The sequence below is a fragment of the Micromonospora sp. URMC 106 genome, assembly GCF_051386395.1.
Taxonomy (GTDB): domain Bacteria; phylum Actinomycetota; class Actinomycetes; order Mycobacteriales; family Micromonosporaceae; genus Micromonospora.
The window spans coordinates 38,262-63,838 of the sequence record NZ_JBPQTP010000027.1; the positions used below are offsets into that span (position 1 = coordinate 38,262).

Consider the following 25,577-nt stretch of genomic DNA (forward strand, 5'->3'; position numbering starts at 1 on the left):
CGAGGGCGGCCGTTCCGTTTCGCGCCCCCGCCGGCGGACTCTAGGCTGGCAGCACGATGATCAGGTCCGGGCCCCGCCGCCGCACGCCGCTGCTCCTGGTAGAGGCGGCGACACTGCTCTCCGGCATCGGCAACGGGGTGGCCACCGTGGCCCTGCCCTGGCTGGTGCTGGAGCGCACCGGCAGCGCCACCGCGGCCGGCGTGGTCGCGGCGGCCACCGCGCTGCCGCTGCTGCTGTCGAGCCTCGTCTCCGGCACCGTCGTGGACCTGCTGGGCCGGCGGCGTACGGCCCTGGCCTCCGACGCGCTCTCCGCCGTCTCGGTCGCCGCGATCCCGGCGCTGGACGCCCTGGTCGGGCTGAACCTCGGCTGGATCGTGGCGCTGGCCGCACTCGGCGCCGTCTTCGACCCGGCCGGGCTGACCGCCCGGGAGACCCTGCTGCCGGCCGCCGCACAGGTCGCCCGATGGCGGATCGAGCGGGCCAACGGCATCCACGAGGCGGTCTGGGGCCTCGCCTTCCTGATCGGGCCCGGCGTCGGCGGCGTGCTCATCGCCGCGATCGGGCCCGGCCCGACGCTCTGGGTCACCGCCGCCGGCTTCGCGCTGGCCGTCGCGCTGATCGCCGCCGTCCGGCTGCCCGGGGCCGGCCGCCCGGAACGCCCCCCGGCCGGCCTGTGGGCCGGCACCGTCGAGGGGCTGCGGTTCGTCTGGCGGGACCGGCTGCTGCGGACCATCGCGTTGATCACGATGGTGCTGGTCGCGCTCTACCTGCCGGTCGAGGGCGTGCTGCTGCCGGCGTGGTTCGTCGCCCAGGGCGAGCCGGCCCGGCTCGGCGCGATCCTGATGGCGATGAGCGCCGGAGCGGTGGTCGGGGCGCTCGCCTCCGGCACGGCGGGACGGCGCATCCGGCGGCGCACACTGATGGTGATCGCCCTCGTCGTCACCGGGGTGGCCCTGGTCGGGCTGGCCACCCTGCCGCCGTACCCGGCCATGCTCGGCTTCGCCGCCGTGATCGGGCTCGCGTACGGGCCGGTCAACCCGCTGGCCAACTACGCCATGCAGACCCGCACCCCGGAGCGGCTGCGCGGCCGGGTGGTCGGGGTGATGACCTCCTTCACGTACGCCGCCGGCCCGGCGGGCTACCTGGCCGCCGGGCCGTTGGTGGAGTGGCTCGGGCTGCGCCCGGCCTTCCTGCTGCTCGCCGGGGCGCTGCTGGTGGCGGCGCTGGTCGCCGCGCCGCTGCCGGTGCTGCGGGCGCTGGACGAGCCGCCCCGCCACCCGCCCGCCCCGGCCGGCGGCACGTCGGGCCGGGTCGAGGGCCCGCTCCCGCTCGGCGAGCAGTGGGCGCCCTCGGCGCACCGGGACCCGCCGGGTCAGGGGTAGAGCGTGGATCCGGGCGTGGTGGCGTCGTCCAGCCAGACGCGCAGCAGGGTACGCCGGACGTAGGCGTCCGGATTCTCCATGCTGGACACCCGCCGCCAGTGCCGCAGCAGCTCGACCAGCGCCGTCGACACCAGGTCGTCGGCCGTGTGCCAGTCGCCGCGGAGCAGGTACGCCGTGCGGCGCAGCGGCTCCAGCCTCGCCCCGACGTACTCGCGGTAACTCTCGATGTCGGCAGGCAATCCCGCCACCTCCTCGCCTCACCGCTCAAACGGAGGCCGGGAGGGTGGAGGTTGCCCGGTCAGCCCGGAATCGTGATCCGGCCCTCGACGGCGGCGGAGGCGATGTCGGTGCGGTGGTGCGAGCCGGGCAGGTCGACGCCGCGTACCAGCTCGTACGCGGCGTCCCGGGCGGCGGCGAGGTCGGCGCCGGTCGCGGTGGCGCAGAGGACCCGGCCACCGGAGGAGCGCAACGCCCCGTCGGCGTCCCGGCGGGTGCCGGCGTGGATGATGCCCGGGTTCTCGGCCCCGGAGATCACGTCGCCGGTACGCGGGGCGGCCGGGTAGCCCTCGGCGGCGACCACGACGGTGACGGCCGCCCCGTCGCGCCAGCGCAGCGGCGGGTGCGCGGCCAGCGTGCCGGTGGCGGCGGCGTGCAGCAGCCCGGCGAGCGGGGTCTCCAGCAGCGCGAGCACGACCTGCGTCTCCGGGTCGCCGAAGCGGGCGTTGAACTCGATCACCCGGGGGCCGTCGGCGGTGATCGCCAGCCCGACGTAGAGCAGGCCGGCGAACGGCGTGCCGCGGCGCGCCATCTCGGCCAGGGTCGGGTGGACGACGTCGCGCATGACCTCGTCGACCAGGCCGGGCGGCGCCCAGGGCAGCGGCGCGTACGCCCCCATGCCGCCGGTGTTGGGGCCGGTGTCGCCGTCGCCGACCCGCTTGAAGTCCTGCGCCGGCAGCAGCGGCACCGCCGCCTCGCCGTCGGTGACCACGAAGAGGGAGACCTCGGGGCCGGCCAGGTATTCCTCCACGACGACCCGGCCGCACTCCTCGGCGTGCCGCAGCGCGGCGGCGCGGTCGTCGGTCACCACGACGCCCTTGCCGGCGGCGAGCCCGTCGTTCTTCACCACGTACGGCGCGCCGAACTCGTCCAGCGCCCGGCCGGCGCTCTCCGCGTCGACGCAGGTGTACGCGCGCGCGGTCGGCACGCCGGCGGCGGTCATCACGTCCTTGGCGAACGCCTTCGAGCCCTCCAGCCGGGCGGCCTCGCCGGACGGCCCGAAGGCGGCGATCCCCTTGGCGCGTACGGCGTCGGCGACCCCGGCCACCAGCGGCGCCTCCGGCCCGATCACCACCAGGTCGACCCCGGTCTCCACGGCCAGCGCGGCGACGGCCGCCGGGTCGGCCGGATCCACCGACCGCAACTCGGCGACCCCCGCGATGCCGGGGTTGCCCGGCGCGGCGATCAGCTGGTCGACGGCGGGATCGGCGGCCAGGCCGAGCGCGAGCGCGTGCTCCCGCCCGCCGCCACCCAAGAGAAGTACGCGCACGACCCGAGATCCTACGCGCGCCGGCCGGGTGCCTCCCGCTTCGGCCCCGACCGGCCCTGCGGACCGCACCCCCGCGCGCAGCCGGCCTCGCCGGCCGCGAAGTGCCGACCGCAGTGGCCGCAGTGCGGGCAGACGAAGAGCCTCCGCTCGCTCGGCAGCCAACACGGAACGCTCAACACGTCGTTGCCGTGCGACAGGTCGAGCGCGTCGCCGTCGCCGCCCGGGAGGTGGGTTGAGCCGTACCAGAGCACGGGATACCGGCCCTGGCACTCCCCGCAGGCGTTCACCCCCCACTCGGTGCCGCAGGGAGCGCAGGTGACGTGGAAGGTGCGCCCCTGCCAGGCGGTGAAGTCGTGGCCGCCGGCCACCGTCCCGCAGGTGGGGCAGGTGGCGAGCCGGGTCAGCGCCGAACCGGCCGTGGCCAGCCGGTGCTCGACGTCCGCCACGGACACCTGGCTGCCCCGGCGGGCCTCCCGGGCCGCCCACTGGCGCAGCGCGGCCCGGACGGCCTCGAACTCGTCGCTCCTGGGCGGCCGTACCGCGAGGAGCCGTCCGTCCACCACGCGCAGCCAGGTCGACGCGGCCGTCACCGGTTCCACCGCCGCGTCCGGCACCGGGACCACCGGCGGGTACGCCAGCAGCCGGGGTACGTCGACGGTCCACCGCAACGCCCGAGCGACCCGCTCCAGGGAGTCGGACTCCAGCGGGCTCACCGGCACGCAGAGCGGACCGGGCGGGGCGGCCGCTCCGGCGGCTCGCTGGAAGCCGGCCCAGAACGCCCGCAACCGGGTGGCGACCGGAAGCACCGCCCGCTCCTCCGCGGTACCGGGATAGAGGAGAACGGTCGTCACGTCCGTCGGCGGCAGGTCGTCCAGCAGGGCGGCGACCGCCCCTCCCGGACTGGTGAGCGCGTGCGGCAGCGGGACGAACCGGACGAGTGGCCGCTCGGCTCCGGGCTCCCGCTCCACGAGCAGGAGCACGCCGTCCGGGCCCCAACCCAGGTGGTAGGTCACGTCGTCGCGGTGCAGGGGGACCGGCGGACCGGACCGGTCCGGGGCCGGCGCCGGGCCCACCTCCATCCGCAGGTACTCGCAGGCCCGCAGGACCAGCAGCGCGCAGTACCGCTCGAAGCCCACCGCGAACCGCTGGTGCCGCGACCGGTCCGTGCTCCGCGCGTGCACCTCGTCCGTCCAGGCGGTCCAGAGCCGGCCGACCCGGCGGTACCGGTCGTCGTTGTTGACGAGATTGGTCCGCTGCAGCGTGACCGGCAGGTGCGCGTGGCGGTTGACGCCCTTCACCAGGCGTGACCCGCGCAGGGCGTGGACCTGCCCCCACCACTGCCGCAGCATGGCGCCGAACGCGGTCGCCTCCGCGATCACCCGGTCCGAGTCGGCGGCCATCTCCTCCAGCAGCAGCGCGAACCGGAACGCGTTGCGCCACGAGGGCCGTTCGACGTGCCGGTGGTCGACCAGCCGCGTGACCAGGCGGGCGATGTCCTCCACCTCGCGGATGCGGGACGCCAGGTAGACCGCCAGCCGTTCCACCAGCCGGCCGGCGAGCCGATTCTCGTAGAGGTCGATGTCGTCGTCGAAGCGCAGCGCCAGGACGTGCGACGGGACCACCCCGCGGACGGTCCGCACCTGCCAGTACTCGCTGTGCTGCGACAGGTGGGCGGTGGCCGTGGTGGCGATCCGAGCGGCCCGGTCGACCCGGGTGACCTCCCGCAGGACGCGCAACCGGTCCGCCGGACTCCGCCCGACCGCGACCAGGGCGTTCAGGCCGGAACGGATCTCCTCGTCGAGTCGGCTCGGGTTCAGCCGCTCGCGCGGCTCGGCGATCAGCGGGGATTGCTCGGCCCAGTCCTCGGCGGTCCCGTCACCCGCGGCGATCGACGCGAGCCGGCCGGAGATGGTCAGGATGGTGTCCACCACGAGCGGTTCCGACTCCCCGTGCGACCGCAACTGCCCGACGACCGTCTCCCCCGGCGCCGGTGTGCCCCGCCCGGTGGGCGGGGCGCCCGACGGGTCGGCCGGAAGCCGCAGCGACCAGCGTTCACCGGTGACCGGCACCAGGTAGTCGCCGGGCCCCACCGGATGGCCGTCGAGCGTCGCGCCCGCCGGCGCGGTGTGCAGCAGGTACCGCCCGGCCGGCGCGGGCCCGACCGGCAGGGCCGGCAGCCGGCGGCCGGTGAGCCGGTCGTACCACTCGATGCCGCTCATTCAGCCCCGTCCCCGGCGGCGGATCGCCCGGTCCAACACCGCGTCGACGGCGACCGGTTCGCCGTCCAGGCCGTGGGCGTGCCAGGTGGCCGACACCGCCTCCCGCACCCGGTCGAGCGTCTCGGCGCTGATCTCGTAGTGATGCTCGATCTTGTGCAGGACCTTGGTGGCGAGCAGCCGGTCCGCCGCCTCACCCACGGTGCCCCCGGCCGCGCAGACCACCGGCACGTACGCGTCGATCTGGCGCTTGAGCCGGGACCCCCAACCGAGGTGGCACTCCTCGGCGAGCAGCGTCTTGAGGTCTCCCTCGAGGAACCGCCACACGGCGCCCGGCTGCTCCCGGAACGCGCGCCGGGCCCGCCCGAACGCCTTCCGGAGCCCCGCGAGGGTGACGACCGGCTGGGCGGTCGGCGCGGGCTCGTCGATCCAGGGCCGCTGCGCCGGCAGTTCCAGCACGTACGCGCGGTCGTAGGTCTTGTCGGCGAACCGCACGGTCGTCTCGTCGTTGTTGGCGGTGCCGACGAACCAGACGTTCTCCGGCAGCGCGATCCGCCACTCGCCGTCCGGCTCGTCGGTCAGCAGCCGCCGTGGCGGTCGCCCACTGCCGCTCGGCAGCAGGTCGAACGCGGCGCCCCGGGGGTTCTCCAGCTTCGACAGCGCGTCGGCGAAGTACTGCTCCGGGTGCGACAGGTTCATCTCGTCGAGCACGATGAAGTAGGGAACCTCGGCGTAGTGGGGGCACTGCGCCTCGTAGAGGGCCTTGAGGAAGGCCGACTCGTGGAACCGCCGCTCGAAGGTGTTGTAGTGCCCGAGCAGGTCCTGCCGGTCGCGCCAGCCCGCCTGGACCTCCACCACCCGGTGACCGGCGCCGATCGCCCGGGCGAACGCCCGCGGCAGGCTGGTCTTGCCGATCCCGCTGAGTCCTTCGAGCAGATGCAGGCGACTCATCGCCAGTCCGCCCAGGAACGACCGGACGTCCTGCTCCGAGTACGCGAGCCGGTCGGCCGGATCCTGGTGCCACATGGTCCGTCGCACCTCGAACGCGAACTCGGCGAGGTCCGGCTCGCCCACGTCCTCCAGGTCGCGGGCGTTGTTCAGCTCCGGATCCCGGTCCATCTCGTCGCAGCCCCGGAACGCGGTCTCCCGCTCGGCCTGCCTGCTCAGCGAGTCGTACCGTTGGTGCAGCTCCTCGATGGTGGCCTGGTAGCCGTTGATCACCCCCTGGTACGCCAGCTGGGTGTCGCGAAGCAGCTCGACCTCGGCGACGGCCACGCGCGAGGCCTGCACCTCACCGAGCAGCCGCTGCTGCTCCAACCGCAGCTCGGTCACGCGCTGCGCGCAGCGGCGGTGCTCGTCCGCGGTCCGCCGCAGGTGCAGCACGTCCTCCTCGTCGGGCCGGCGGGCCAGCTCGTCGCGGAGCCGCTGGTTCGCGCTCTCCAGCTCCTGGAGACGCCGGGCCGACGCCTCCGGGCTGTGCTGGCCGAGCAGGTCCAGGTCACGGCGTTGCTGCTCGATGATGCCACGCTGACGCTCGACCTCGGCGTGGGCGGCGGCGAGGCGCTCCGCGTCGGCGCGCAGCCTGAACTCCAGCTCGGCGACCCGGCGGGCCGACTGCGACTCGACCGCCAGCCGTACCGTCTCCGACTGCTCCTCGACCTCGCGGCGGGCGCTCTCGACCTCGCGGCGGTCGGCGCGCAGCAACGCCCACTGCCGTTCCAGTTCGGCGGCTTCGTCCTCGGCCCGCTTGCGTCGACCGGTCAGCTCCTGCTCCAGGGCTGCCCGCTCGGCGTCCAACGACTCCCGGTGCTGCCTGCGCTCCCGGTCCCGGCGGTCACGATGCTCCCGCTCCTCGGCCTCGAGCCGGGCCACCAGCTCCGCCAGCTCGGCGTCGAGCCGGGCCCGGGCCTGCGCGCCGTACTCCCGGAAGCCGGCCTCCGCGTCCAGCTCCCGGTCGCGGATCGACTCCTCGCGCTCCCGCAGCTCCCGCTCACGGTCGTCGAGGGTGGTGGCCAGGCGCCGGGCCTCGGCTTCCGCCTCGGCGAGGGCCGTCTCCCTGCGGTGCAGGTCGGCGAGCCGGTCCTCGGCCTCCTCGATGCGCCGGGCGGCGGACCGGGCAGCCTCGGCGTACACCTTCTGCTGCCGCCGCACCTCGGCCAGCGCCCGGGCGAGCGTCCGCCCGTCGGCCGCCTCGTCCTCCGGCGTGCCGCCACCGTCCGGGCCGGCGTCGTCCACGTCCAGGCCCTCCGCGGCGGCGAGCGCCTCGACCTCCTCGGTCCGCTCGAACGCCTGCTCGAGGGCGCGATCGGTCGTTCCGGCGGGGGTCGGCTCGGTGGCCGTCCCGCCGCGCGGGGCCGGTACGCCAGGGGATCGTGCCGGGGTGGCCTTGCGCTGGGGGGTGCGGGACGACCTGCGCTTCGACATCAGGTTGGGGTTCCTTCGCTGCGGGCGGGCAGGGAGCTGAGATAGGCGTCGACCATGTCGTGGGCGAGATCGCGACTCCACTCGACCTCGTCGGGCGTCGGGTCGGAGATGGCCGCGTGGGAGCCGTCGTTGCGCAGGTTGCCGAGCAGGTCCCAGGCGTCGACGAAGCCCGGTTGCCGTTGGCCGAGGCGGGCCAGGGGGTGCCCGGGCCGGCCGTCGAGCACGCTCAGCACCGCCGTGGCGAGCAGGGCGTGGCGGTTGACGTGGCCCTTGCCGGCGAACGCCTCCTCGATGTCGTGCCACGACACCGAGGCGAGCCGCCCGGGCGGCCCGAACCCGATGGTCCGGCAGACGGTGTCCAGGGTCCTGCGGCGCAGGGTCTCGTTGCGCCGGAGTTCCGCCATCACCCGGCTGTCCGGTCGGTACTCGGCGACCGTCCTGCGCAGCAGCAGCTCGATGGTGCGGGCGGAGTAGGTGAGGGTGTGCTCGTTGGCCGCCCTGCCCCGTCCCTTCCCGCTGCGCAGGTAGGCGGCCTCCACCACCACCATCAGCCGGCACAGGTCCGGGTCGTCGGCGGCCCGCAGGCCGAACCGCAGCTCCAACTGCACCTCGACGTCACGGCGGACCCCGAGGTCCGCCTCGTAGAGGTCGACGGCCCGCTTCTCCGCGGTGCCGCTGATGAGGTCGGCGAGGACCTGCTTGAGCCCCTGGTCGTGGTCGGTGCGCGACACCACGAAACTCCGCAGCAGCGGGCTCGCCCGCGGGGCGAACGGATCGCGCGCCTGCCACACCTCGTCCTCGCCCGGGTTGTTGACGTAGAGGCAGGTGGCCAGCCACACCATCGCGGGCGCCGGATCCACGATGGACACCCGCCGGATGGCCCGCGGCGGCGCCTGCCCGTCCGGGCGGCGCACGCGGCGGCGCCGTACCGCGTCGAGGATCGTCACCGCGTCCGGTGGCTGCGGCGCCAGGCCGTCCGGCAGGTGCACCGGCACCAGTCGGCGCGGTGGCCCGGGACTGCCCTTGCTGCCGCTGCGCAGGAACGGGCCGCCCTGGTCCCAGGCGAGGTCCGCGTACCGCGGCGCCGCCTCCGCCCCCGGCCACAGGGTCTGCGAGAAGACGTCCTGGAAGACGTACGCGACCTGGGTGTCCTGCGGATCGACCTCGCCCGTGACGAACGCCTCCCGGCCGGCCTCGGTGACCTGACGGATCTCGTCCAGGTAACCGAACCGCGTCAGCTCGCCGACCACCACCCGCACCAGGGAGGGATGCAGGCGCATCGCGGCGGCGATCTGCTCGGTGTGGCGGACGCCGACCCGGCACAGCCCCAGCACACCGCGCTGGAACAGGTTCAGCTCGTCCTGCTCGGCGACGGGCGCGCAGATGCGGTACTGCCAGGCCGGCCAGAGGATCCACCGGTGCGTCACGTCGGGGATCCGCCGGACCATGTCGACGACCGGCAGGTCAGACCGGAAGGTGGCGACCGAACTGTCCATGGCACAACTCCCGGAAGGCCGTCAATCCCTCAAGCTCCTCCGGGGCGGCGCCCCGGAGGAACATCTCGCTGTCACCCACCGCGATCAGCAACCTCCGTTGGCGGCTCAGCGCCACGCAGAGCCGGTTGACGAGCATCAGGTGGCCGTACCTGCGCCAGCGCTGCCCGGGGGTGGTCGGCATGTCGTTGCTCCTCGTGGTGGAGAGCAGCACGACGTCGAACTCCTTGCCCTGGAACGCGTCGACCGTGCCGACCCGCAGCCGTTCCTCGCCCGCGGCGTTGAACTCCAGCTCCGGGATCGGCCGGTAGTCGTCGCCGTCCTTGAGGGCGAGGCCGGCCAGCACCAGCTCCGCCCAGATCTGGTCGACCTGTGGGCGGTGGAAGGCGATCACCCCGAAGGTCAGGGTCGGGTCCTGTTCGGCGAGCCGCCCCAGCTCGGCCGCGACCACCTTCGCCTCCAGCGGCCGCCGCCACGAGGTGCGGACCCGCTCCTCGGCGGCGGCCTCGAACGGCACGTGCCGCCAGACGCCGACCAGCCCCTGGTACGGACGCAGCGAGTGGCTCAGCTCGTCCGCCGACCTGCCGGCCTGGATCCTGTCCGGGCCGCCGTAGAACACGGTGCTGACCAGCCGGCCGAGTTCGGGATGCATCCGGTACTGCACGTCCAACCGGACGGTCCGGTCGGCCTTCCGCTCCAGCAGCTCGAACAGTCGCTCGAACAGGCTCCGACCGAGATCCGCCGTCAGCCGCTCGTCGCCGGGCCGCTGACGCCGCAGGACGTCGACGAGCTCCCGCTCGACCGTGTGGGGCAGCTGCGCCTGGTCACCGACGAGCACGATGCGTTTCCGGGCACAGGCCATCGGGATCATCAGGTCGAGCGGATTGGCCCGCGCCGCCTCGTCGATGATCACCGTGTCGAACGACAGCCTCCCCTCCGCCGCCAGCTCCCGCATCTGGGCTGAGTCCACCTGCTGACAGGTGGCGGCGAGGACCGGCGCGTAGGCGTGCACGGCTTCGTAGACCCGCTCCGGATCATGCTCGAAGACGTCGACGTAGTCGGCGAGAACCGCGTCCCGGCCGTCACGCGAGTCGTGCAACCGCTGCTCCGCCTCGGCCGACAGCTCCAGCAGCGCGTCCCGGACCAGGGGGTTCAGGCCCGGGGCGGCGACCGGACCGCCGGTGCCGGCGAGCAGGTTCAACAGGCGACGCCGCAGCGCGCGCAGGTCGTCGAGGAAGCCCGGCGCGGCCCCGCCGGTCCAGGCGGCGGCCCGGGCGAGCAGGTCGGCTCCGGCCGCGTCGAGCAGCTCGCCGCCGCCGAGCTGGTCGAGCACCCGCCGGCAGCCGTACGGGCCGTCGTCGGCGAAGCCCGCCGGTGTCTCCCGCAGGCCACGGACGAGCCGGCGGAGCCGACCGGCCCGGACCGGGTCGACCAGCGGGGTCTCCAGGGCCAGTTCCAGTTGGCCCCGGACCGTCGCCACCCGGTCCCGCACCGCCAGACCGACCTCCCCCTCGGCGAGCTGTTCGACCTGACGGAGCAGGCCGACGGTGGCCTCCAGCGGAGGGGGCGCGACGAGGTACGAGGCGACCAGCGTCTGCACGGCCCCCAGTCGACGCCGCCGGGCGCTCTCGGGACGCCCCGCCAGGTCCTCGTTGAGCCGGCCCAGCAACTGCCGCCGCCAGCGTTCCGCGGCCCGGACCGTGCCCCGCTTGCGGGCGTCCACCTTGACCCCCGGCAGGTCGTAGACGCTCGTCTTGGCGAGGACGTGGTCCAGGGCGTCGTGCTGGTACGTCGTCAGCAGGGTGTTCCGCCCCACCGTGCAGACCAGCTCGTCGACCTCGGCCAGCCGCTGCTGCAGCGCCGTGATCACCTGCGTCTTCCCGGTGCCGGGTGGGCCCTGGATCAGCACGATGCCCGTGGTGTTCAGCGCGATGCGGATCGCTTCCTGCTGCTTCTCGGTCGGGCGGCCCGGCCGGAACACGTCCCTGGTCGCCGCCGACATCGCCTCGTGGCCGAGGGGGCGGGTGTCCGGCGGGACGGCCCCGTTGATCAGCAGACCCAGCCCCTTCATCTCGGCCTGACCGCGCGCGATTCGGTCCCGCGCGTGTTCCCGGCGCTGCTTGCTGACCTCGCTGCCCCGGTAGGCGTAGTGCAGGTGACCGCTGGGCGGCGGGGCCACGTCGTCGCGGTGGCCCAGCCGGGTCACGAGCTCGAGCTGCATGCTGTCCCGGTCGATCCAGCGCAACGGCGCGCTGAATGTCGGACCGCCGCGCGCCGAGCCGGCGTTCTCGTCGGCGCCGAGCAGGAGCGCCGGCACCCGCTCCGACGCCTGCAACTCGAGGTTGGGCTCGTCGGCGCGGGCGTCCCTGACCTGCTCGACGAAGCGCCGCGTCTTCGGGTCGGCGGCGAGCCGGAAGCGCCACGCGCCGCCCTCGACCGCTTCGCAGGACGTGTAGTGGCCGGTGCCGAGGTCCGTCGCGAACCGGACGGCGCGCGCCCACTCCTGGTTGTTGTACTCCTCCCACAGCTCCAGGTAGGAGCGCTCCCCGCCGGTCACGCCGTCGAAGCCGCCGAGCTGGTGCGCGTCGAGCCGCGCCCCGGCCGTGTCGTCGGTGAAGCTGAGGTCGGTGCGCAGCAGCGTCAGTTGGCGGCCGTCCGCCGGGCGACGGGCGATGAGCAGCCTCGTCAGCAGGAGGCGCCCGTCGTACTGGCCCAGGTCGGCGTCGACGTCGAGGCCGTGCAGCCGCAGCCCGGTGTAGCGGTCGGCGTCGCTGGTCCGCCCGGACACGACGGCCCGCCGGTGCGCCTCGCCCGGCAGCGGCGGCAACAGCAACTGCTGCCGCAGCCACCGGCACACGTCCTCGACCGAGGCGAGCGACCGGTTGCGCCGTTGCGCGTACGCGATGGTCCGCTCGTCGACGCCGACCCGCACGGGCTCACCCCAGAGCAGGTCCCGGTCGAACAGGTGGATGCGGACGGCGACCCCGCGCCGGTCCCGGTCGACCCGGGCCGCCCACGCCACCGACCGGCGTCGCGCGGCGAGCACCAGCCCCAGCGCGTCCTCGTCCCGCGCCGTCCTCCCCCGGACGGCGACACCCGCGGCCGAACCGGCCCGGGGCGGACCGCCGCCGGCGTCGCCCGCCCGGCCGAGCAGCACCTCGCCCTGACCGGGCGCCAGGGCCACCTCCTCGGTGGCGCGCATGCCCTCCGGCAGCCGTTCCGAGCCCACCGTCCGCAGCTCCAGGTCGATGACCTGCCCCTGCCACGGCCGGAGACCGCTCGCCAGGAGACCCGCGCGGGCTCCCCTGCCCGACATCAGCGCACCGCCCCGGCCGGCCCGACGACATCGAACGTCACCTGCCGGTGCGGGCTGAGCGGGTCGCTGGTGAAACAGAGCCGCCACGGCGGGACGTCCGGGCGCAGCTCGATCTCCGCGTCGCGGCCGGGCGGCAGCCGCCGCTGCACCTGCCGGTCGCCGGCGACCAACAGCAGCGGCCGGACCCCGACGTTCGTCACCCGGACCCTGCGCCCACCGTCCCAGCTCACCGTGGACAACGGCCGGTGGGGGTCGTCCGAGCGGATCTCGCCGTGCCGGGCGGTCAGCTCGAACGGCCGCCCGCTGTCGATGGCGACGACCTCACCGGCCGGGATGCTCCACCCCTGTGCCCCCATCACCCGCTCCGGGTCGGCCGCGTCCGAGGCCCGTGCCAGGCTGAAGATGTCGGGCCCGGCGTGCAGCCAGACCCGGCAGACGAGGTCGTTGCCCGGCGTCGTGCCGCACCACGGACAGGCGCGGGCCGCGAACCGGTGGCCGCTGCAGGAACGACAGGTGAGCGTGGCGTCGACCGCCTGCCACAGGGCGGTGGCCCAGTCGGCGCAGGAGGGACGCCGGACGGGAGCACGCAGGCCGTCCTCGAAGGTGGCCCGGAAGTAGCCGCCCAGCGTCCGGGTCAGCAACCGGTCGCGGCCGGGGAGCCCCATGGTCGAGGTGTTGCTGCGGTCGCGGCTGTGGTCGATCCAGGGCACCCGGTACGTGTGGGCGGCCTCCTCCAGCTCGACCGGCCCGTCCTCGATGTCGTCGCCGACGAAGGGGTGCGCGACGAACAGGGTGTGGTGTGCCAGGACGGCGAAGGCGAACGCGTCCGACAGCGTGCTGGTCCGACTGCCCCGGCTGACGAGTTCCGGCGCGCCGTAGCCGGGGGTGTAGACGGCGGGCCGCGAGCCGTCGGACTCGACGGCGAGGTTGTCGGGGTCGACCAGCCAGATCTGGTCCTGGTCGAGCGGCTCGGACACCAGCACGTTGCCGGGCGACGGATCGCCGTACACCATGCCCCTGGCGTGCAGCGCCGCGAGCGTGGTGGCGAGCCGCGCGAGCACCCGGAGCCGCCGGCGCAGTCCTCCGGTCGCCAGGTACCAGGAGATCAGCTCCACCTCGTACGGCGGGAGCATCTGCTTCTCCAGCGGCACCATGTCGTCGAGCAGCTCCATCACGTAGCCGATCTCCGGCTCGGCGAGCATGACGAGCGGCCGCGCGACCGGCAGGTCCTCGATCGGCATCCGGGCGACCGCCCGCAGTCGCTCGTCGAGCAGGGCCGCGTGGTGGGAGCGAGGCCCGCGGAGGAAGAGGCGCTTGACCGCCAACGGGCTGTCCCGGACCCGGTTGACCACCCCTTCCGCGCCGTGCCCGAGCCGCTCGGCCAGCGGCAGTGTCCGACCCCGCACGTCGCGTACGGTCGATTCCATCGCTGCTCCTTCGGATCCGGCGGCACGGCGCGGAGCGCGCCGCGCGGACGCCGGCAGGGGTGAGCCGGGGTCAGATCAGGTCCTGTAGTTCCTCAGGATCCAGCGGCGGGATGGTGTCCGGCTTGACGCTGTGGACCCGCTCGGTGACCCGCATGGTCACCCAGCGGAAGAACTGCGGGATGCGGTTGACGTCCTCCGCCCGGAAGACCGGCAGCGCGGGGTTGGCGACGAAGGTCTCCAGTACGTGCTGCGCCTCGTCGTCGATGTCCTGACCGATCCCGACGGCGATCCGCAGGGCCGCCCGGCCGCGCCTGGAGTCGAGGAACCTCTCCATTCCCGGCTGCCAGTCGTCCGTGGGCCTGCCGTCGGACACCAGGATCACCGTCGGCGTGAGCGCGCGGGCGGGGACGACCCCGTCGTCCGCGAGCAGGTCGGTGGCCAGCGAGAGCGCGGCGCCGATCGGCGTGCGACCGAACGGCCGCAGGTCCGTCCAGGCCGCCGAGGGCGCCGGTGTCATCGGCTGGTGCAGGTGCGCCTCCTCGCCGGCGAACACGATGGCCGCGACGTGGATCAGCCCGCGCGGGGAGTCCTGGGCGGCGAAGTCCCGGAACATCGTGGCGATGCTGCGGTTCAGGACGCCGATCTTGTCGTCCTCGGCCATGCTGCCGCTGGCGTCGGCGAGGACCAGCACCGGAAGCGGACGGGGCGTGGACGACCGGGGCCGGAGATTCATGATCGGCTCGGCGGCCGGCGGCTCGTTAGATCGCGTCGATTCTTCGCCGATCACAGTTTTGTCCTCCGGTGAACTCGGGCGAAAGCAACACGACAGGATCGCGAAGCCGATCGATCGTGTCAACGACAAATCGACCGACTGTCGTCATTGCGTCAGCACGAGCACGAGGACGGACAGGACGGCACGAAAGGTGGTACGGCGCCGTTCTGGGTGGCCCAGCCGGCCAGGCCGCAGCCTTCCGACACCAACGGACCGCCGGACGCCGGGAGCCGGAGACGCTCCCGTGAGCTGCCGGCGGTTCGGAGCCGAACCGCCGGCAGCTCACCGGCGAGGGGACGGGTGAACGATCAGACGAGGGGGTGGCGGAGGACGTTCTCGTCCCGGCCGGGGCCCACGCCCACCACGCTCACCCGGGTGCCGCAGAGTTCCTCGATGCGGGCGATGTAGCGGCGGGCGTTCTGCGGGAGGTCGTCCTCGGTACGGGCCTTGGTGATGTCCTCCCACCAGCCGTCGAGTTCCTCGTAGACGGGGGTCGCGTGGTGGAAGTCGGTCTGGGTCATCGGCATGTCGTCGAAGCGCTCGCCGTTGATCTCGTAGCCGACGCAGATCGGCACCTTGGCCAAACCGGTGAGCACGTCCAGCTTGGTGACCACCAGGTCGGTGACCCCGTTGAGGCGGCAGGCGTACCGGGCGACGACGGCGTCGAACCAGCCGCAGCGGCGCTCCCGGCCCGTGGTGGTGCCGTACTCGTGGCCGATCTTGCGCAGGTGCTGACCGTTGTCGTCGAAGAGCTCGGTCGGGAACGGCCCGGAGCCGACCCGCGTCGTGTACGCCTTGCTGACCGCGATCACCTTGCTGATCGCCGTCGGCGGGATGCCGGCACCCACGCAGGCCCCGCCGGCCGTCGGGTTCGACGAGGTCACGAAGGGGTACGTGCCGTGGTCCATGTCGAGCATGGTGGCCTGGGCGCCCTCCAGCAGGACCGTCTCGCCGCGGTCCAGCGCGTCCCAGAGCATGACCCGGGTCTCGGCGATGTACGGCTTCAGCCGCTCCGCGTACTCCAGGTACTCCTCGATCGTCGCGTCGACGTCGATCGCCTTGCGGTTGTAGACCTTGAACAGGAGCTGGTTCTTCTCGCGCAGCGCCAGCTCCAGCTTCTTGCGCAGGATGCCCGGGTCGAGCAGGTCCTGCAGCCGGATGCCCATCCGGGCGACCTTGTCGCCGTACGCGGGGCCGATGCCGCGCCCGGTGGTGCCGATGCGGGCGCTGCCGAGGTAGCGCTCGACCACCCGGTCCAGCGCCCGGTGGTGCGGCATGATCAGGTGCGCGTCGCCGGAGATCCGCAGCCGGCTGACGTCCACGCCCCGCTCGGCGAGGCCGTCGATCTCGGCCAGCAGCACCTTCGGGTCGACCACCACACCGTTGCCGATGACGATCATCGCGCTCGGTGAGAGGGCGCCCGACGGCATCAGGTGCAGCGCGTACTTCTGGCCGTCCGGGGTGATCACCGTGTGGCCGGCGTTGTTGCCGCCGGAGTAGCGCACGACGTAGTCGACCCGCTCACCCAGCAGGTCGGTAACCTTGCCCTTGCCCTCGTCGCCCCACTGGGCGCCGAGGAGCACGATCGCTGGCATCTTCTCGCCTCCAGAAGGCTCGGGTGCCAGGTGGCGACCGGTCAGCGAGCCCGGGGTGTCAGGCTAACAAGTAGTGACGGCGCGGCCGGCAGGGGTCGCGTCGAGAGGCAGGAGGCCGTTTCCGTGTACGACGTGGTGCTGCTCACCCTCGGCTCGGAGCGCGACGCGCCCGGCGGGGCCTGCGGCAGCGGCGGCGCCTGCTGCGGCGGCGCTACGGCGCACGAGGCCGACGCCGGGGCGCCCGACGCGGCCGACGCCTGCGCGACCGACGGAGCCGAGGCCGGGGAGCGCTGCGACACCCCACGCGTGCCGGTGCTGGCCTGCGCGGACGCGCTCACCGCCCGGGGCGCCCGGGTGGAGACGGTCACGGCCCGCTCGGACGCCGAGATCGACGAGGTGCTGGCCCGGTTCGACGGGCCGCCCCGCCCCGACGGCCTCACCTGGCCCGACGCGGACGCCAAGACCCGACTCGTGGTCGCCACGGCCAGCGACGCCCAGTTGCGCGCCGTCGTGCGCCGGCTCGTCCGGCGGTACGCCCCGCCGCCCAGCCGCCGCCCCGACGACCTGCCCGGCAACCGGACGGTGCCGGACCTGCCGCCGATCGGCGTACTCCCGCTCGATCCGGCCCGGAGCACCACGCACCGCGACCTGGCGGCGCAGCTCGGGTTGCCCCGCGACCCGGCGGCGGTGGCCGCCGCGGTGCTGGACGGCACGGCCCGCCGGCTGGACCTGCTGCGCAACGACGGCGGCTCGGTGACCCTGGACGGCGCGCTGATGGGCGCCGCCGACGACAACGGCCGCCCCCTGCACTGGCGAGGTCGGGTGGAGGTGGACGACGTGGTCCTCTCCACCGGCGAGGAGCCGCTGCTGGCCTGCGCGATCGGCAACGCGGGTGGCTACGCCCGGCTGGACGACGTGGCGCTGCTCAGCCCGCCGGATCCGACCGACGGGCGGGTCGAGGTGGCGGTCGCGGTGCCGGTGGTCGCCCGGTCGGCGTTCGGCCGCAAGCGGGTGCGGCTGGAGGTACGCCGGGCCCGCGGGCGGGCCGTTTCCGTGCTCCCCCGGGACGGGAAGCTCCCGTACCTCGACGACGGTGTCGAGGGCGAACTGAACCGAAAGCGGTCCTGGTGGACCGAGCCGGGCGCCTGGGCGGTCTGGGCGGGCTGACCTCGACGTCGCCTCGCGGCACCCGGACCCCGTTCGGCTCGTGGGCCTATCCTCGGCAGGAGGAATGGGGAGGAACCGTGGTGGACAACAACGCCGACCGGGCCCACGTGCCCGGCCAGCAGCCAGTGCCGGAGCGGGACATCGAACCACTCTGGCCGCCGGACCAGATCGACGGTGGGCCGGGCGTCGGCACGCCCCCGTGGGCCGCGGACCCGTCGACCGGCGCACCGCCGCCCGCCGCCCCACCTCCGGTTCCCCGACCGGCGACCGGCCAGTCGCCGGCCGCGCCGCCCTCGCCCGCCGACTACCCGTCGCTCACCGGCGGGGTGCCCGCTCCCGGCGGTTGGGCGATGACCGGCCAGCCCGGCGCTTCGTCCTGGGCTCCCACCCCACCCGCGCAGGGCTGGACACCCCCGGTGGTGCACGCGCCACCAAACCCGGCGACCGGACCGACGGTCCCGCCCGCAGCCGGCCCGGGCGCGCGGCCGACCACCGACGCCAGCGGTGCGCCGGCCGGCGCAGCCGCCGCGACCGCCACCCCGGACGCGGCGACGGGTGGCACGCCGCCAGCGGTGCCGGCGCCCCGGGTCGACCTCGACCTGCCCTTCACCCTCGACCAGCCGGCCCCGGCCGGGCCGGCCCCGGCCATCCCGCCGGCCGGGCCCGCAACGGGTCCCGACGCGCTTCCCGCCAGCGGTGGCGACCCGACGGACCGCACGTCGCAGGGCGCGCGCCCGGAGGCCGACGGCCCGGCGCCCGCTCCGGACGAGACCACCCCGTCCTGGGCCAGCGGCACCACCCCGCCGGGCACCTCGTCCTCGGCCAGCGGCCGGGCTACGGTCGGCGGCGCTGCGCCGACCACCGCCAGCGGCAGGGCCGCGGTCGGCGGCTCACGCGGGGCCGAATCGCCGTGGGCCCAGCCACCGCAACGGACCGGGGCGGCCGGCGCGGAGCCGGCCACCGGTTCGACAACTCCGACCACCGGCGGCCCGGGGCCGGCGCGGCAGGGGACCGGCCCGGAGACACCGCAGGCGTCCGGCCCGGGACCACAGCCGACGTCTGGCGGTGTGCCGCCGCAGTTCGGCCCGCCGCCACCCGGCCCCCAGCAGCACGCCCCGGCGCCGCCGCAACAGGCCGCACCACCGCAGGCCGCCCCGACGCCGCCGCCCGGGCCGTACCCACCGCAGTCCGGGCCGTACCCACCGCAGTCCGGCTGGTACCCGCCGCCCTGGCAGCCGGGCGGCACGCCGGCACCGCCGCAGTCGTACCAGCCGGCGGTGCCCCAGCCGGCGGTGGGGGTGCCCCAGCCGTCGCCCGCCTACCCCGACCCGACCTGGCGTCCCGAGGCCGCCGCGGCGCCGACCGCCGAGGACTTCGCCCGGCGCCGGCAGGTCCGCCCGGCCGACCCGGTCGCCAGCATGGGCGTACGGGCGGTGGCCAACAAGATCGGGCTGCGGCTCCCACCGGGACGGCACGAGCAGGAACTCAGGCGCGACATCGAGATGGTCCGCCGCAACTTCGGCGGCCTGCGTCAGGTGACCGTGGTCAACCCGAAGGGCGGCGCCGGCAAGACGGTGGCCATCCTGCTGCTCGCCATGACCTTCGGTCAGAAGCGCGGCGGATACGTGCTGGCCTGGGACAACAACGAGACCCAGGGCACCCTGGGCATGCGCGCCCAGCAGGACTTCCACGCCCGTACGGTCCGCGACATGCTGCGTGACCTGGGCCAGTTCCAGGGGCACGGGCGGGTCGGCGACCTGTCGCAGTACGTCCGGTCGCAGGGCGAGGGGATGTTCGACGTCCTCGCCTCGGACGAGTCGGCCACCGGCGGCGAGATGCTCACCGCCGCCGCGTTCGCCGAGATCCGCGAGGTGGTGAGCCGGTTCTACAAGCTGATCTTCGTGGACACCGGCAACAACGTGCGCGCCCAGAACTGGCAAGCCGCGATGGACGCCACGGACCAGTTGGTGGTCACCATGTCGGCCCGGAACGACTCGGCGGAGACGGCCGCCCGGATGCTGGACCACCTGGAGCAGAGCGGCCGGCAGCGGCTGGTCCGGCAGGCGGTCACCGTGGTCTCCATGCCGCCCTCACGCAAGGAGATCGACCTGCCGGCGATCCAGGAGCACTTCGCGGCCCGCACCCGCGCGGTGCTGCTCGCCCCGTACGAGCGGCTCATCGACACCGGCGAGCCGATCCGGTACGCGGCCCTCTCCTCGGCCACCCGGGACGCCTGGCTGAAGATCGCCGCCGCCGTCGCCGAGGGGTTGTAGGGGCCCGGACAGCTCGACGGCCGGCCCGTGGTGCCTCGGGCCGGCCGTCGACGCGGGATCAGTTGCTCGCCAGCGCGTCCGCGGCGGCCGGGTCGCAGTCCCGCAGGAACTGGGCGCAGCGGGCGGCCTCGTCCGCCTCGCCGATCTCGTCCGCGGCGCGGGACAGCACGTAGAGGCAGCGCAGGAAGCCCTGGTTCGGCTCGTGCGACCACGGCACCGGGCCGTGCCCCTTCCAGCCGTTGCGGCGCAGCTGGTCCAGCCCACGGTGGTAGCCGGTGCGCGCGTAGGCGTACGCCGGGATGACCTGGCTCGCGGCGAGGGCCCGGGCCGCCAGCGCGCCCCAGCCGGCGCTGTAGGTCGGGAAGCGCGCCGCCACCTCGGCGTACGCCTCGTCGCTGCCGGCCTGCTCGGCGGCGGCCAGGGCGGCGTCGGCCTCGTCGTGCGCGGGGAGGAGGGTGGCCGGTGGTTCCGGCAACAGGTTCTGCATCGTCCCATTCAACCCGCTTCGCCCGTGGCCGCGCGAGGGGGTTGGCCGAGCCGGTTGACTGAACGGCTGAGGAGTTGGTCACGCCTGCGGCCTATGCCACCGGCAGATGTTTTCCACTACAACTATTGGTCCGGAGCCTCCCCAGGACCGGGTTATGCAGGAGCCCGGTGGCTGCAGCCGCCGGGCTCCTGTCCATTCCGGGGCAGGCCGGCGCGATCCCCGCGAGCCGGGACGGCCCGCCGCGCCGCCCCCACGGGGACTGCGCGGCGCCCGCACCGCCGCCGGCCGGGGCCACCCCGCGGGTTTGGCCGCTTGCCCGGGCGGGGCAGGATGGCGAGGGTGCCGACCCCACCTCCCGCGGACGTCATCGAGCCGCACACCTGCACCGACGAGATCGAGACCCGCGCCGAGTTCGACCGGCGACTGGCCACGGGCAGCCTGGTCGGGCTGACCGTGCAGGGGCTGCGGCTGGACCTCGCACCCGTCCCCGACCTCACCGGGATCGAGGTGGCCGGCACCCTCTTCGTCGGGTGCCGCTTCGCCTCCCGGGAGGTCGGCGCCGACCTGGTCCGGCGCGGCGCGAACGTGGTGCCGCCGTTCTCCGGGCTGCCCTACCCGACCCAGCCGTCGCATCTCTACACCCCGGAGGACCTCGCCGCCGGCTTCGCCGAGGGCGGGTTCGCCGGGATGTACGACACCCGGGTCTACGAACACTTCCGCGCGCACGGCGGCGCGCTGCCGGAGGTCAGGGAGGCGCTCGGCCAGCGGCTGCACGACCACGGCGTGGACAACGCGCTCGCCGACGCCACCCGCGCCTGGCTCGCCACCCACGGGCCGCAGTCGGTCATCGGCATCATGGGCGGGCACGCCGTGCCGCGCGGCAGCGTGCCGTACCGGATGGCGGCGGTGCTGGGCTGGGAGCTGGCCCGGGCCGACCGGCTGGTGGTGACCGGCGGCGGGCCCGGGGTGATGGAGGCCGCCAACCTCGGCGCGTTCCTGGCGCTGCGGCCGGTCGAGGACCTGGACGCGGCGATCGACCTGCTCGCCGGCGCGCCGGACTTCACCGACCACGACCGCTACACGGCGGCGGCGCTGCGGGTGCGGGAGCTCTACGGCCGGCCGGTGACGCCGCCCCGGCCCCGCGCCGCCGACCCGGCCAGCGTGTCCCGCGTCGACTCGGCCGCCCTGGCCGGCGGCGACGTGGACTGGGCGCGCACCGGCGGGCTCGCCATCCCCACCTGGCTCTACGGGCACGAGCCGGCGAACCTCTTCGCCGGCCGGATCGCCAAGTACTTCTCCAACGCCATCCGGGAGGACACCATCCTGCGGTTGGCCCGGGGCGGGATCGTCTTCGCGCCCGGCCGGGCCGGCACCGTGCAGGAGGTGTTCCAGGCGGCCACCAAGACCTACTACGGCACCGACGGCGCCAGCGGCGCGTACGTCTTCCTGGACCGCGCGTACTGGACCCGGGAGCTGCCGGTGGAGGCGCTGCTGCGGCCGCTGCTGAGCGCCTCGCCGTTCGGCGACCTGTCGGCCACCGTGCACCTCACCGACGACGTCCACGAGGCCGTCCGGGTGCTCACCGCGACCTGACGGAGCCGGGCACGCCGACGGCCGGCCCCCGAGCGGGGAACCGGCCGTCGGCGGTACGCGTCAGCGCGTCACTTGGCCAGCGTGGTGCCGGTCGAGCGCAGGTGCTCGCAGGCCTCCACGACGCGGGCGGCCATGCCGGCCTCGGCGGCCTTGCCCCAGACCCGCGGGTCGTACATCTTCTTGTTGCCGACCTCGCCGTCGACCTTGAGGACGCCGTCGTAGTTGCGGAACATGTGGTCCGCGACCGGGCGGGAGAAGCAGTACTGGGTGTCGGTGTCGATGTTCATCTTCACCACGCCGTAGTCGAGCGCCTCGCGGATCTCCGACAGCAGCGAGCCCGAGCCGCCGTGGAAGACCAGGCTGAGCGGCTTCTCCTTGCCGTACTTGGCGCCGACCGCCTCCTGGATCTGGTTGAGGATCTCCGGACGGAGCTTGACGTTGCCCGGCTTGTAGACGCCGTGCACGTTGCCGAAGGTCAGCGCCGCCATGTAGCGGCCCTTCTCGCCCAGGCCGAGCGCCTCGACCATGGCCAGGCCGTCCTCGACGGTGGTGTAGAGCTTGTCGTTGATGGCGTTCTCGACGCCGTCCTCCTCGCCGCCGACGACGCCGACCTCGATCTCCAGGACGATCTTGGCCTCGGCGGCCCGGTCGAGCAGCTCGGCCGCGATCTGGAGGTTCTCCGCCACCGGCACGGCCGAGCCGTCCCACATGTGCGACTGGAACAGCGGCTCCTGGCCGGCGGCCACCCGCTCCTTGGAGATCTGCATGAGCGGCCGGACGAACTTGTCCAGCTTCTCCTGCGGGCAGTGGTCGGTGTGCAGGGCGATGTTGACCGGGTACTTCTTGGCGACCTCGTGCGCGTAGGCGGCGAACGCCACCGCGCCGGTCACCATGTCCTTGATCGAGGGTCCGGAGAGGTATTCCGCGCCACCGGTCGAGACCTGGATGATGCCGTCGCTCTCCGCGTCGGCGAAGCCCTTGAGCGCAGCGTTCAGGGTCTGCGAGGACGTCACGTTGATCGCGGGATACGCGTACCGGCCGGCCTTGGCGCGGTCCAGCATCTCCGCGTAGGTCTCGGGGGAAGCGATGGGCATGTCGAACGCTCCTTACTTACCGCTGTCGGCCGTCGCCGGCCGCTGTTGTCCTTGGGTGCGCCGGACCGCGCTGTCCACCGTCGGCAGTATCCCGTAGCGACGGGCCGCCGGCACAACCGACCCGGTACGCGCCCGAACCTCGGCGGCGGGCCTCACCGCTCCTCCCACCTGTCGGGCACCACGACGCTGATCAGCCAGGTGGCCACGGCCATCACGATGGCGCCCCAGAACGCGGCCCAGAAACCCTCCACGTCGAACGGCAGGTCGAACGCCCGGGCGAGCCGGTCGGTCAGCAGGAACAGCAGGGCGTTGACCACCAGCGCGAACAGGCCGAGGGTGAGCAGGTAGAAGACGCAGCCGAACACCTTGATCAGCGGCTTGAGCACCGCGTTGACCACACCGAAGATCAATGCCACGACGACGAGCGTGAGCGCGGTGTCGGTGCCGGACCGGCCACCCACCTCCACCCCGGGCACGATCAACGTGGTGATCCACAGCGCGACCGCGGTGATCGCCAGCCGGATCAGGAAGCCCACGCGACCATCCTGGCACCGGGGGCGGCGGCCGGTGGGGCGATTCGGTCGACTCCGCTTCCGAGCGGCGGGCGGGCGCAGCCCGTACGGTGTGTGGGAACCGTCCGCCGAGATCCCGGGAGGGACTGATGGGTCAGCCCGACGAGGACTTCGCCCCCAGCGACCACCTCAGCCCCGAGGAGCGCGACATGGAGGCGGAACCGGCCGACGCGGTCGAGCAGGCCGCCGTGGTCGGCCCCGGCGAGGCCGACACGGAGCCGCACCGCGGCCTGGAGGTCGACGACTGGGACGCCATGGAGCAGGCCCGGGTGGTCGCCGCCGACGAGGACGACTACCGCTGACGGCGTGGTCCGGGGCGGGACGCGACCGGACGACCCGGTGGCGTCCCGCCCCGAGGGTCAGCGCACCCGGTCCGGGTTCTGGCTGGGCGTGGTCGGCCGGCACCGCCACCGCGTCGTCGGCCTCGGCGCGCAGCAGCACCCGGCGCATCCAGGAGCCCCGCCGCCAGTCGACGTACTGGTTGGTCAACATCCGGCGGACGTAGCGCTCGGGCGAGTCGGCACGGGCCACCCGACGCCAGTTGAGCTGCGCCCGGACCATCGTGTCCTGCACCAGGTCCTGCGCCTGGTGCGGGTCACCGGTCAGCATGACCGCGTACCGCAGCAGCGCGGCCAGCCGTGAGTCGGCGAACTCCTCGTACGTCACTGCACCTCCCGGGCTCCTGCTCCCGATGACGGACGCGGGCAGCCGGAACGTTGCGGCGATCCTGCTCAGCCGTTCGGTCGATATTGGCCCCAAGGGCGGGTCGGGGGCAGCGGCGAGTCTTAACGACTCCTTAAGATCCGCTGGCCACTCCTGGCACCCCCCACGTGAGGAACCCCCCCATGCTCGAGCACTCCACCCGGCGCTGGCTGGCCGGGCTGGGCGTCGCAGGCGCGCTCGTCGCCGCCTCCGCCTCCCCCGCCGTCGCCGAGGACGACGCTCCGTTCGAGGCCGGCGCCCACGACATCCTCGTCGCCGCCGATCACACGGCCGCCGGTTACTTCTACGCCTCGCCGACGGACTCGGAAAATCCCCACCAGTTCGGTCGCACCACCCTGGACATCGACTTCTCGGGCATCTCCGACTTCGCGGTTTTGGAGCAGCCCGGGGAAGGCTGGGGATGGGCGTGTGAGACCACGGCCCAGGTTGTGCGCTGTGAGACCGAGATCAGCGAGGACGACGGCCCCTGGCTCGGCATCCAGGTCACCGGAAAGCACAACGCCACGCCGGGCAAGCAGGGCCAACTGAAGTACGCGCTGACGTCTGGCGGCCGGACGGTCAAAACCACCTCCACCGTCACCCTCGCCGAGAGCGTCGACCTTCAGACCGCCCCGACGGCCAGCGTCAGCGGCGCTCCGGGCAGCAAGGTCGGCACGCCGGCGGCCGTCCGCAACGGGAGCGAGAAGACCAGCCACGGCGCCGTACTGCTGGTCAACAGCGACTACCTCTACCAGTACGCGGGCAACTACTCGAACTGCCGGCTGAGTGACTACGCGGGCGTGCTCTGCACCTTCGATGAGGAACTGCAGCCGGGCAAGAGCTATCGGCTCTCCACGGACCTGCCTTTCCAGCTCCACAAGGACGCCCGGACGGGCGCCAGCCTGCTTGCGACGAGCGTCTGGTGGACCAAGGACGACTGGGAGCTGGTCAGCCGGCAGTGGCCGCAGGACGGCGAGCCCGGCACCGGGACCAAGCTGCGCCTCGTTGAGGATGCCGAGGCCAGGTCCCGGGTGCCCCAGACCGACCCGGACCAGATGAACAGCTTCACTGATATCTCCGTGAAGGTGACCGGCGACAACCGGGCCGATCTTGGCGCCAAGGGTGCCACCGCCAGCGGAAAGAAGGGCGACGTCGTCCAGGTGCGGCCGGCCTTCATCAACCTCGGGCCGGCCCTGCTCGAATACCAGGGCCAGCCGGTGTTCCGGGTGACTGTCCCGGAGGGCACCACCGCGGTCGACGTCTCCGGCGACTGCCAGCCATACACCTCTGACGACGAGTGGGACCTGTGGAACGGCCAGTGGGGTGAGCCGGGCGCCAAGGAGTACGGCTGCCAGGCAACCGAGACCCCGAAGGGCGCGGAGCACTCTTACGAGTTCGGCCTGCGCATCGACAAGGTCGTCCCAGACGCCTCGGGCGCCGTCATCGTCCGGCTGACCGGCGACCCGAACAGCAAGAATGACACTGCCAAGATCGTGATCAATGCGACCAGGGGCGGCG

General features: G+C 74.0%; 18 protein-coding genes and 1 pseudogene. 6 read left to right on the top strand and 13 right to left on the bottom strand.

Annotation, left to right across the window (positions count from 1 at the left end):
- The first annotated feature begins 56 nt into the window (after window positions 1-56).
- Window positions 57-1,382: an MFS transporter gene (locus tag ACSNOB_RS11785; RefSeq protein WP_436686699.1), complete on the top strand. Its 1,326-nt coding sequence runs from the start codon at window positions 57-59 to the stop codon at window positions 1,380-1,382.
- On the opposite strand, the gene ACSNOB_RS11790 is transcribed toward ACSNOB_RS11785, so the two are convergent.
- From ACSNOB_RS11790 to ACSNOB_RS11830, 9 genes are all read right to left on the bottom strand, one after another.
- A complete protein-coding gene (locus tag ACSNOB_RS11790; RefSeq protein ID WP_436686700.1) occupies window positions 1,373-1,621 on the bottom strand; it encodes a sigma factor in 249 nt (82 codons plus the stop codon). The genes ACSNOB_RS11785 and ACSNOB_RS11790 overlap by 10 nt on opposite strands.
- A 59-nt stretch (window positions 1,622-1,680) precedes the next feature.
- The gene (gene purD, locus ACSNOB_RS11795) at window positions 1,681-2,928 is read right to left on the bottom strand and encodes a phosphoribosylamine--glycine ligase (RefSeq protein ID WP_436686701.1); all 1,248 of its coding nucleotides are present in this window, start codon (window positions 2,926-2,928) and stop codon (window positions 1,681-1,683) included.
- 11 nt (window positions 2,929-2,939) lie between these two features.
- Entirely contained in the window at window positions 2,940-5,147 is a 2,208-nt protein-coding gene (locus ACSNOB_RS11800; RefSeq protein WP_436686702.1) for a DUF2357 domain-containing protein, read from the bottom strand.
- A complete protein-coding gene (locus tag ACSNOB_RS11805; RefSeq protein ID WP_436686703.1) occupies window positions 5,148-7,568 on the bottom strand; it encodes a hypothetical protein in 2,421 nt (806 codons plus the stop codon).
- Window positions 7,568-9,064, bottom strand: a complete 1,497-nt coding sequence (locus tag ACSNOB_RS11810) for a hypothetical protein (RefSeq protein WP_436686704.1) — start codon at window positions 9,062-9,064, stop codon at window positions 7,568-7,570. Before ACSNOB_RS11810 ends, ACSNOB_RS11805 begins: the two co-directional genes overlap by 1 nt.
- On the bottom strand, window positions 9,033-12,377 hold the full coding sequence (locus ACSNOB_RS11815; RefSeq protein WP_436686705.1) for a DEAD/DEAH box helicase: 3,345 nt from the start codon (window positions 12,375-12,377) through the stop codon (window positions 9,033-9,035). The genes ACSNOB_RS11810 and ACSNOB_RS11815 overlap by 32 nt, the downstream gene beginning before the upstream one ends.
- Entirely contained in the window at window positions 12,377-13,804 is a 1,428-nt protein-coding gene (locus ACSNOB_RS11820) for a hypothetical protein (protein WP_436686706.1), read from the bottom strand. The genes ACSNOB_RS11815 and ACSNOB_RS11820 overlap by 1 nt, the downstream gene beginning before the upstream one ends.
- Before the next feature lie 70 nt (window positions 13,805-13,874).
- Window positions 13,875-14,537 carry a vWA domain-containing protein gene (locus ACSNOB_RS11825; protein WP_393101869.1) on the bottom strand — a complete coding sequence of 221 codons (663 nt, stop codon included), beginning with the start codon at window positions 14,535-14,537 and terminating at the stop codon, window positions 13,875-13,877.
- A gap of 347 nt (window positions 14,538-14,884) precedes the next feature.
- Complete coding sequence (locus ACSNOB_RS11830) at window positions 14,885-16,171, bottom strand: adenylosuccinate synthase (protein WP_436686707.1); 1,287 nt, start codon at window positions 16,169-16,171, stop codon at window positions 14,885-14,887.
- 123 nt (window positions 16,172-16,294) lie between these two features.
- Here ACSNOB_RS11830 and ACSNOB_RS11835 point away from each other — a divergent pair, with 123 nt between their 5' ends.
- The gene (locus tag ACSNOB_RS11835; RefSeq protein ID WP_436686708.1) at window positions 16,295-17,338 is read left to right on the top strand and encodes a hypothetical protein; all 1,044 of its coding nucleotides are present in this window, start codon (window positions 16,295-16,297) and stop codon (window positions 17,336-17,338) included.
- Window positions 17,339-17,415: 77 nt separating this feature from the next.
- Entirely contained in the window at window positions 17,416-19,611 is a 2,196-nt protein-coding gene (locus tag ACSNOB_RS11840; RefSeq protein WP_436686709.1) for a chromosome partitioning protein, read from the top strand.
- A 58-nt stretch (window positions 19,612-19,669) separates the two neighbouring features.
- Here ACSNOB_RS11840 and ACSNOB_RS11845 read toward each other — a convergent pair whose 3' ends face one another.
- Entirely contained in the window at window positions 19,670-20,098 is a 429-nt protein-coding gene (locus ACSNOB_RS11845) for a DUF3151 domain-containing protein (RefSeq protein WP_393101865.1), read from the bottom strand.
- Between the two features lie 339 nt (window positions 20,099-20,437).
- Here ACSNOB_RS11845 and ACSNOB_RS11850 point away from each other — a divergent pair, with 339 nt between their 5' ends.
- Window positions 20,438-21,691, top strand: coding sequence for an LOG family protein (locus tag ACSNOB_RS11850; protein ID WP_436686710.1), 1,254 nt, complete (start codon window positions 20,438-20,440; stop codon window positions 21,689-21,691).
- 68 nt (window positions 21,692-21,759) lie between these two features.
- Here ACSNOB_RS11850 and fbaA read toward each other — a convergent pair whose 3' ends face one another.
- Together fbaA and ACSNOB_RS11860 are read right to left on the bottom strand one after the other, a co-directional pair.
- Complete coding sequence (gene fbaA, locus ACSNOB_RS11855; protein WP_393101863.1) at window positions 21,760-22,785, bottom strand: class II fructose-bisphosphate aldolase; 1,026 nt, start codon at window positions 22,783-22,785, stop codon at window positions 21,760-21,762.
- Between the two features lie 152 nt (window positions 22,786-22,937).
- Complete coding sequence (locus ACSNOB_RS11860) at window positions 22,938-23,321, bottom strand: phage holin family protein (protein WP_436686711.1); 384 nt, start codon at window positions 23,319-23,321, stop codon at window positions 22,938-22,940.
- A gap of 125 nt (window positions 23,322-23,446) precedes the next feature.
- Between ACSNOB_RS11860 and ACSNOB_RS11865 the strand changes: the two genes are divergently transcribed.
- A complete protein-coding gene (locus ACSNOB_RS11865) occupies window positions 23,447-23,659 on the top strand; it encodes a hypothetical protein (RefSeq protein ID WP_436686712.1) in 213 nt (70 codons plus the stop codon).
- A gap of 160 nt (window positions 23,660-23,819) precedes the next feature.
- On the opposite strand, the pseudogene ACSNOB_RS11870 reads toward ACSNOB_RS11865, so the two are convergent.
- A pseudogene (locus ACSNOB_RS11870) lies at window positions 23,820-24,023 on the bottom strand (sigma factor); the annotation flags it as partial.
- Between the two features lie 179 nt (window positions 24,024-24,202).
- Here ACSNOB_RS11870 and ACSNOB_RS11875 point away from each other — a divergent pair.
- Window positions 24,203-25,577, top strand: a 1,375-nt coding sequence (locus tag ACSNOB_RS11875; RefSeq protein ID WP_436686713.1) for a hypothetical protein, incomplete at its 3' end; no start/stop codon positions are given.

Bases quoted from the DNA above. Each gene is read 5' to 3' on its own strand.
- ACSNOB_RS11785 (WP_436686699.1), top strand. From the start codon at position 57: ATGATCAGGTCCGGGCCCCGCCGCCGCACGCCGCTGCTCCTGGTAGAG.
- ACSNOB_RS11800 (WP_436686702.1), bottom strand. From the start codon at position 5,147: ATGAGCGGCATCGAGTGGTACGACCGGCTCACCGGCCGCCGGCTGCCG.
- ACSNOB_RS11805 (WP_436686703.1), bottom strand. From the start codon at position 7,568: ATGTCGAAGCGCAGGTCGTCCCGCACCCCCCAGCGCAAGGCCACCCCG.
- ACSNOB_RS11810 (WP_436686704.1), bottom strand. From the start codon at position 9,064: ATGGACAGTTCGGTCGCCACCTTCCGGTCTGACCTGCCGGTCGTCGAC.
- ACSNOB_RS11815 (WP_436686705.1), bottom strand. From the start codon at position 12,377: ATGTCGGGCAGGGGAGCCCGCGCGGGTCTCCTGGCGAGCGGTCTCCGG.
- ACSNOB_RS11820 (WP_436686706.1), bottom strand. From the start codon at position 13,804: ATGGAATCGACCGTACGCGACGTGCGGGGTCGGACACTGCCGCTGGCC.
- ACSNOB_RS11825 (WP_393101869.1), bottom strand. From the start codon at position 14,537: ATGAATCTCCGGCCCCGGTCGTCCACGCCCCGTCCGCTTCCGGTGCTG.
- ACSNOB_RS11830 (WP_436686707.1), bottom strand. From the start codon at position 16,171: ATGCCAGCGATCGTGCTCCTCGGCGCCCAGTGGGGCGACGAGGGCAAG.
- ACSNOB_RS11845 (WP_393101865.1), bottom strand. From the start codon at position 20,098: ATGCAGAACCTGTTGCCGGAACCACCGGCCACCCTCCTCCCCGCGCAC.
- fbaA (WP_393101863.1), bottom strand. From the start codon at position 22,785: ATGCCCATCGCTTCCCCCGAGACCTACGCGGAGATGCTGGACCGCGCC.
- ACSNOB_RS11865 (WP_436686712.1), top strand. From the start codon at position 23,447: ATGGGTCAGCCCGACGAGGACTTCGCCCCCAGCGACCACCTCAGCCCC.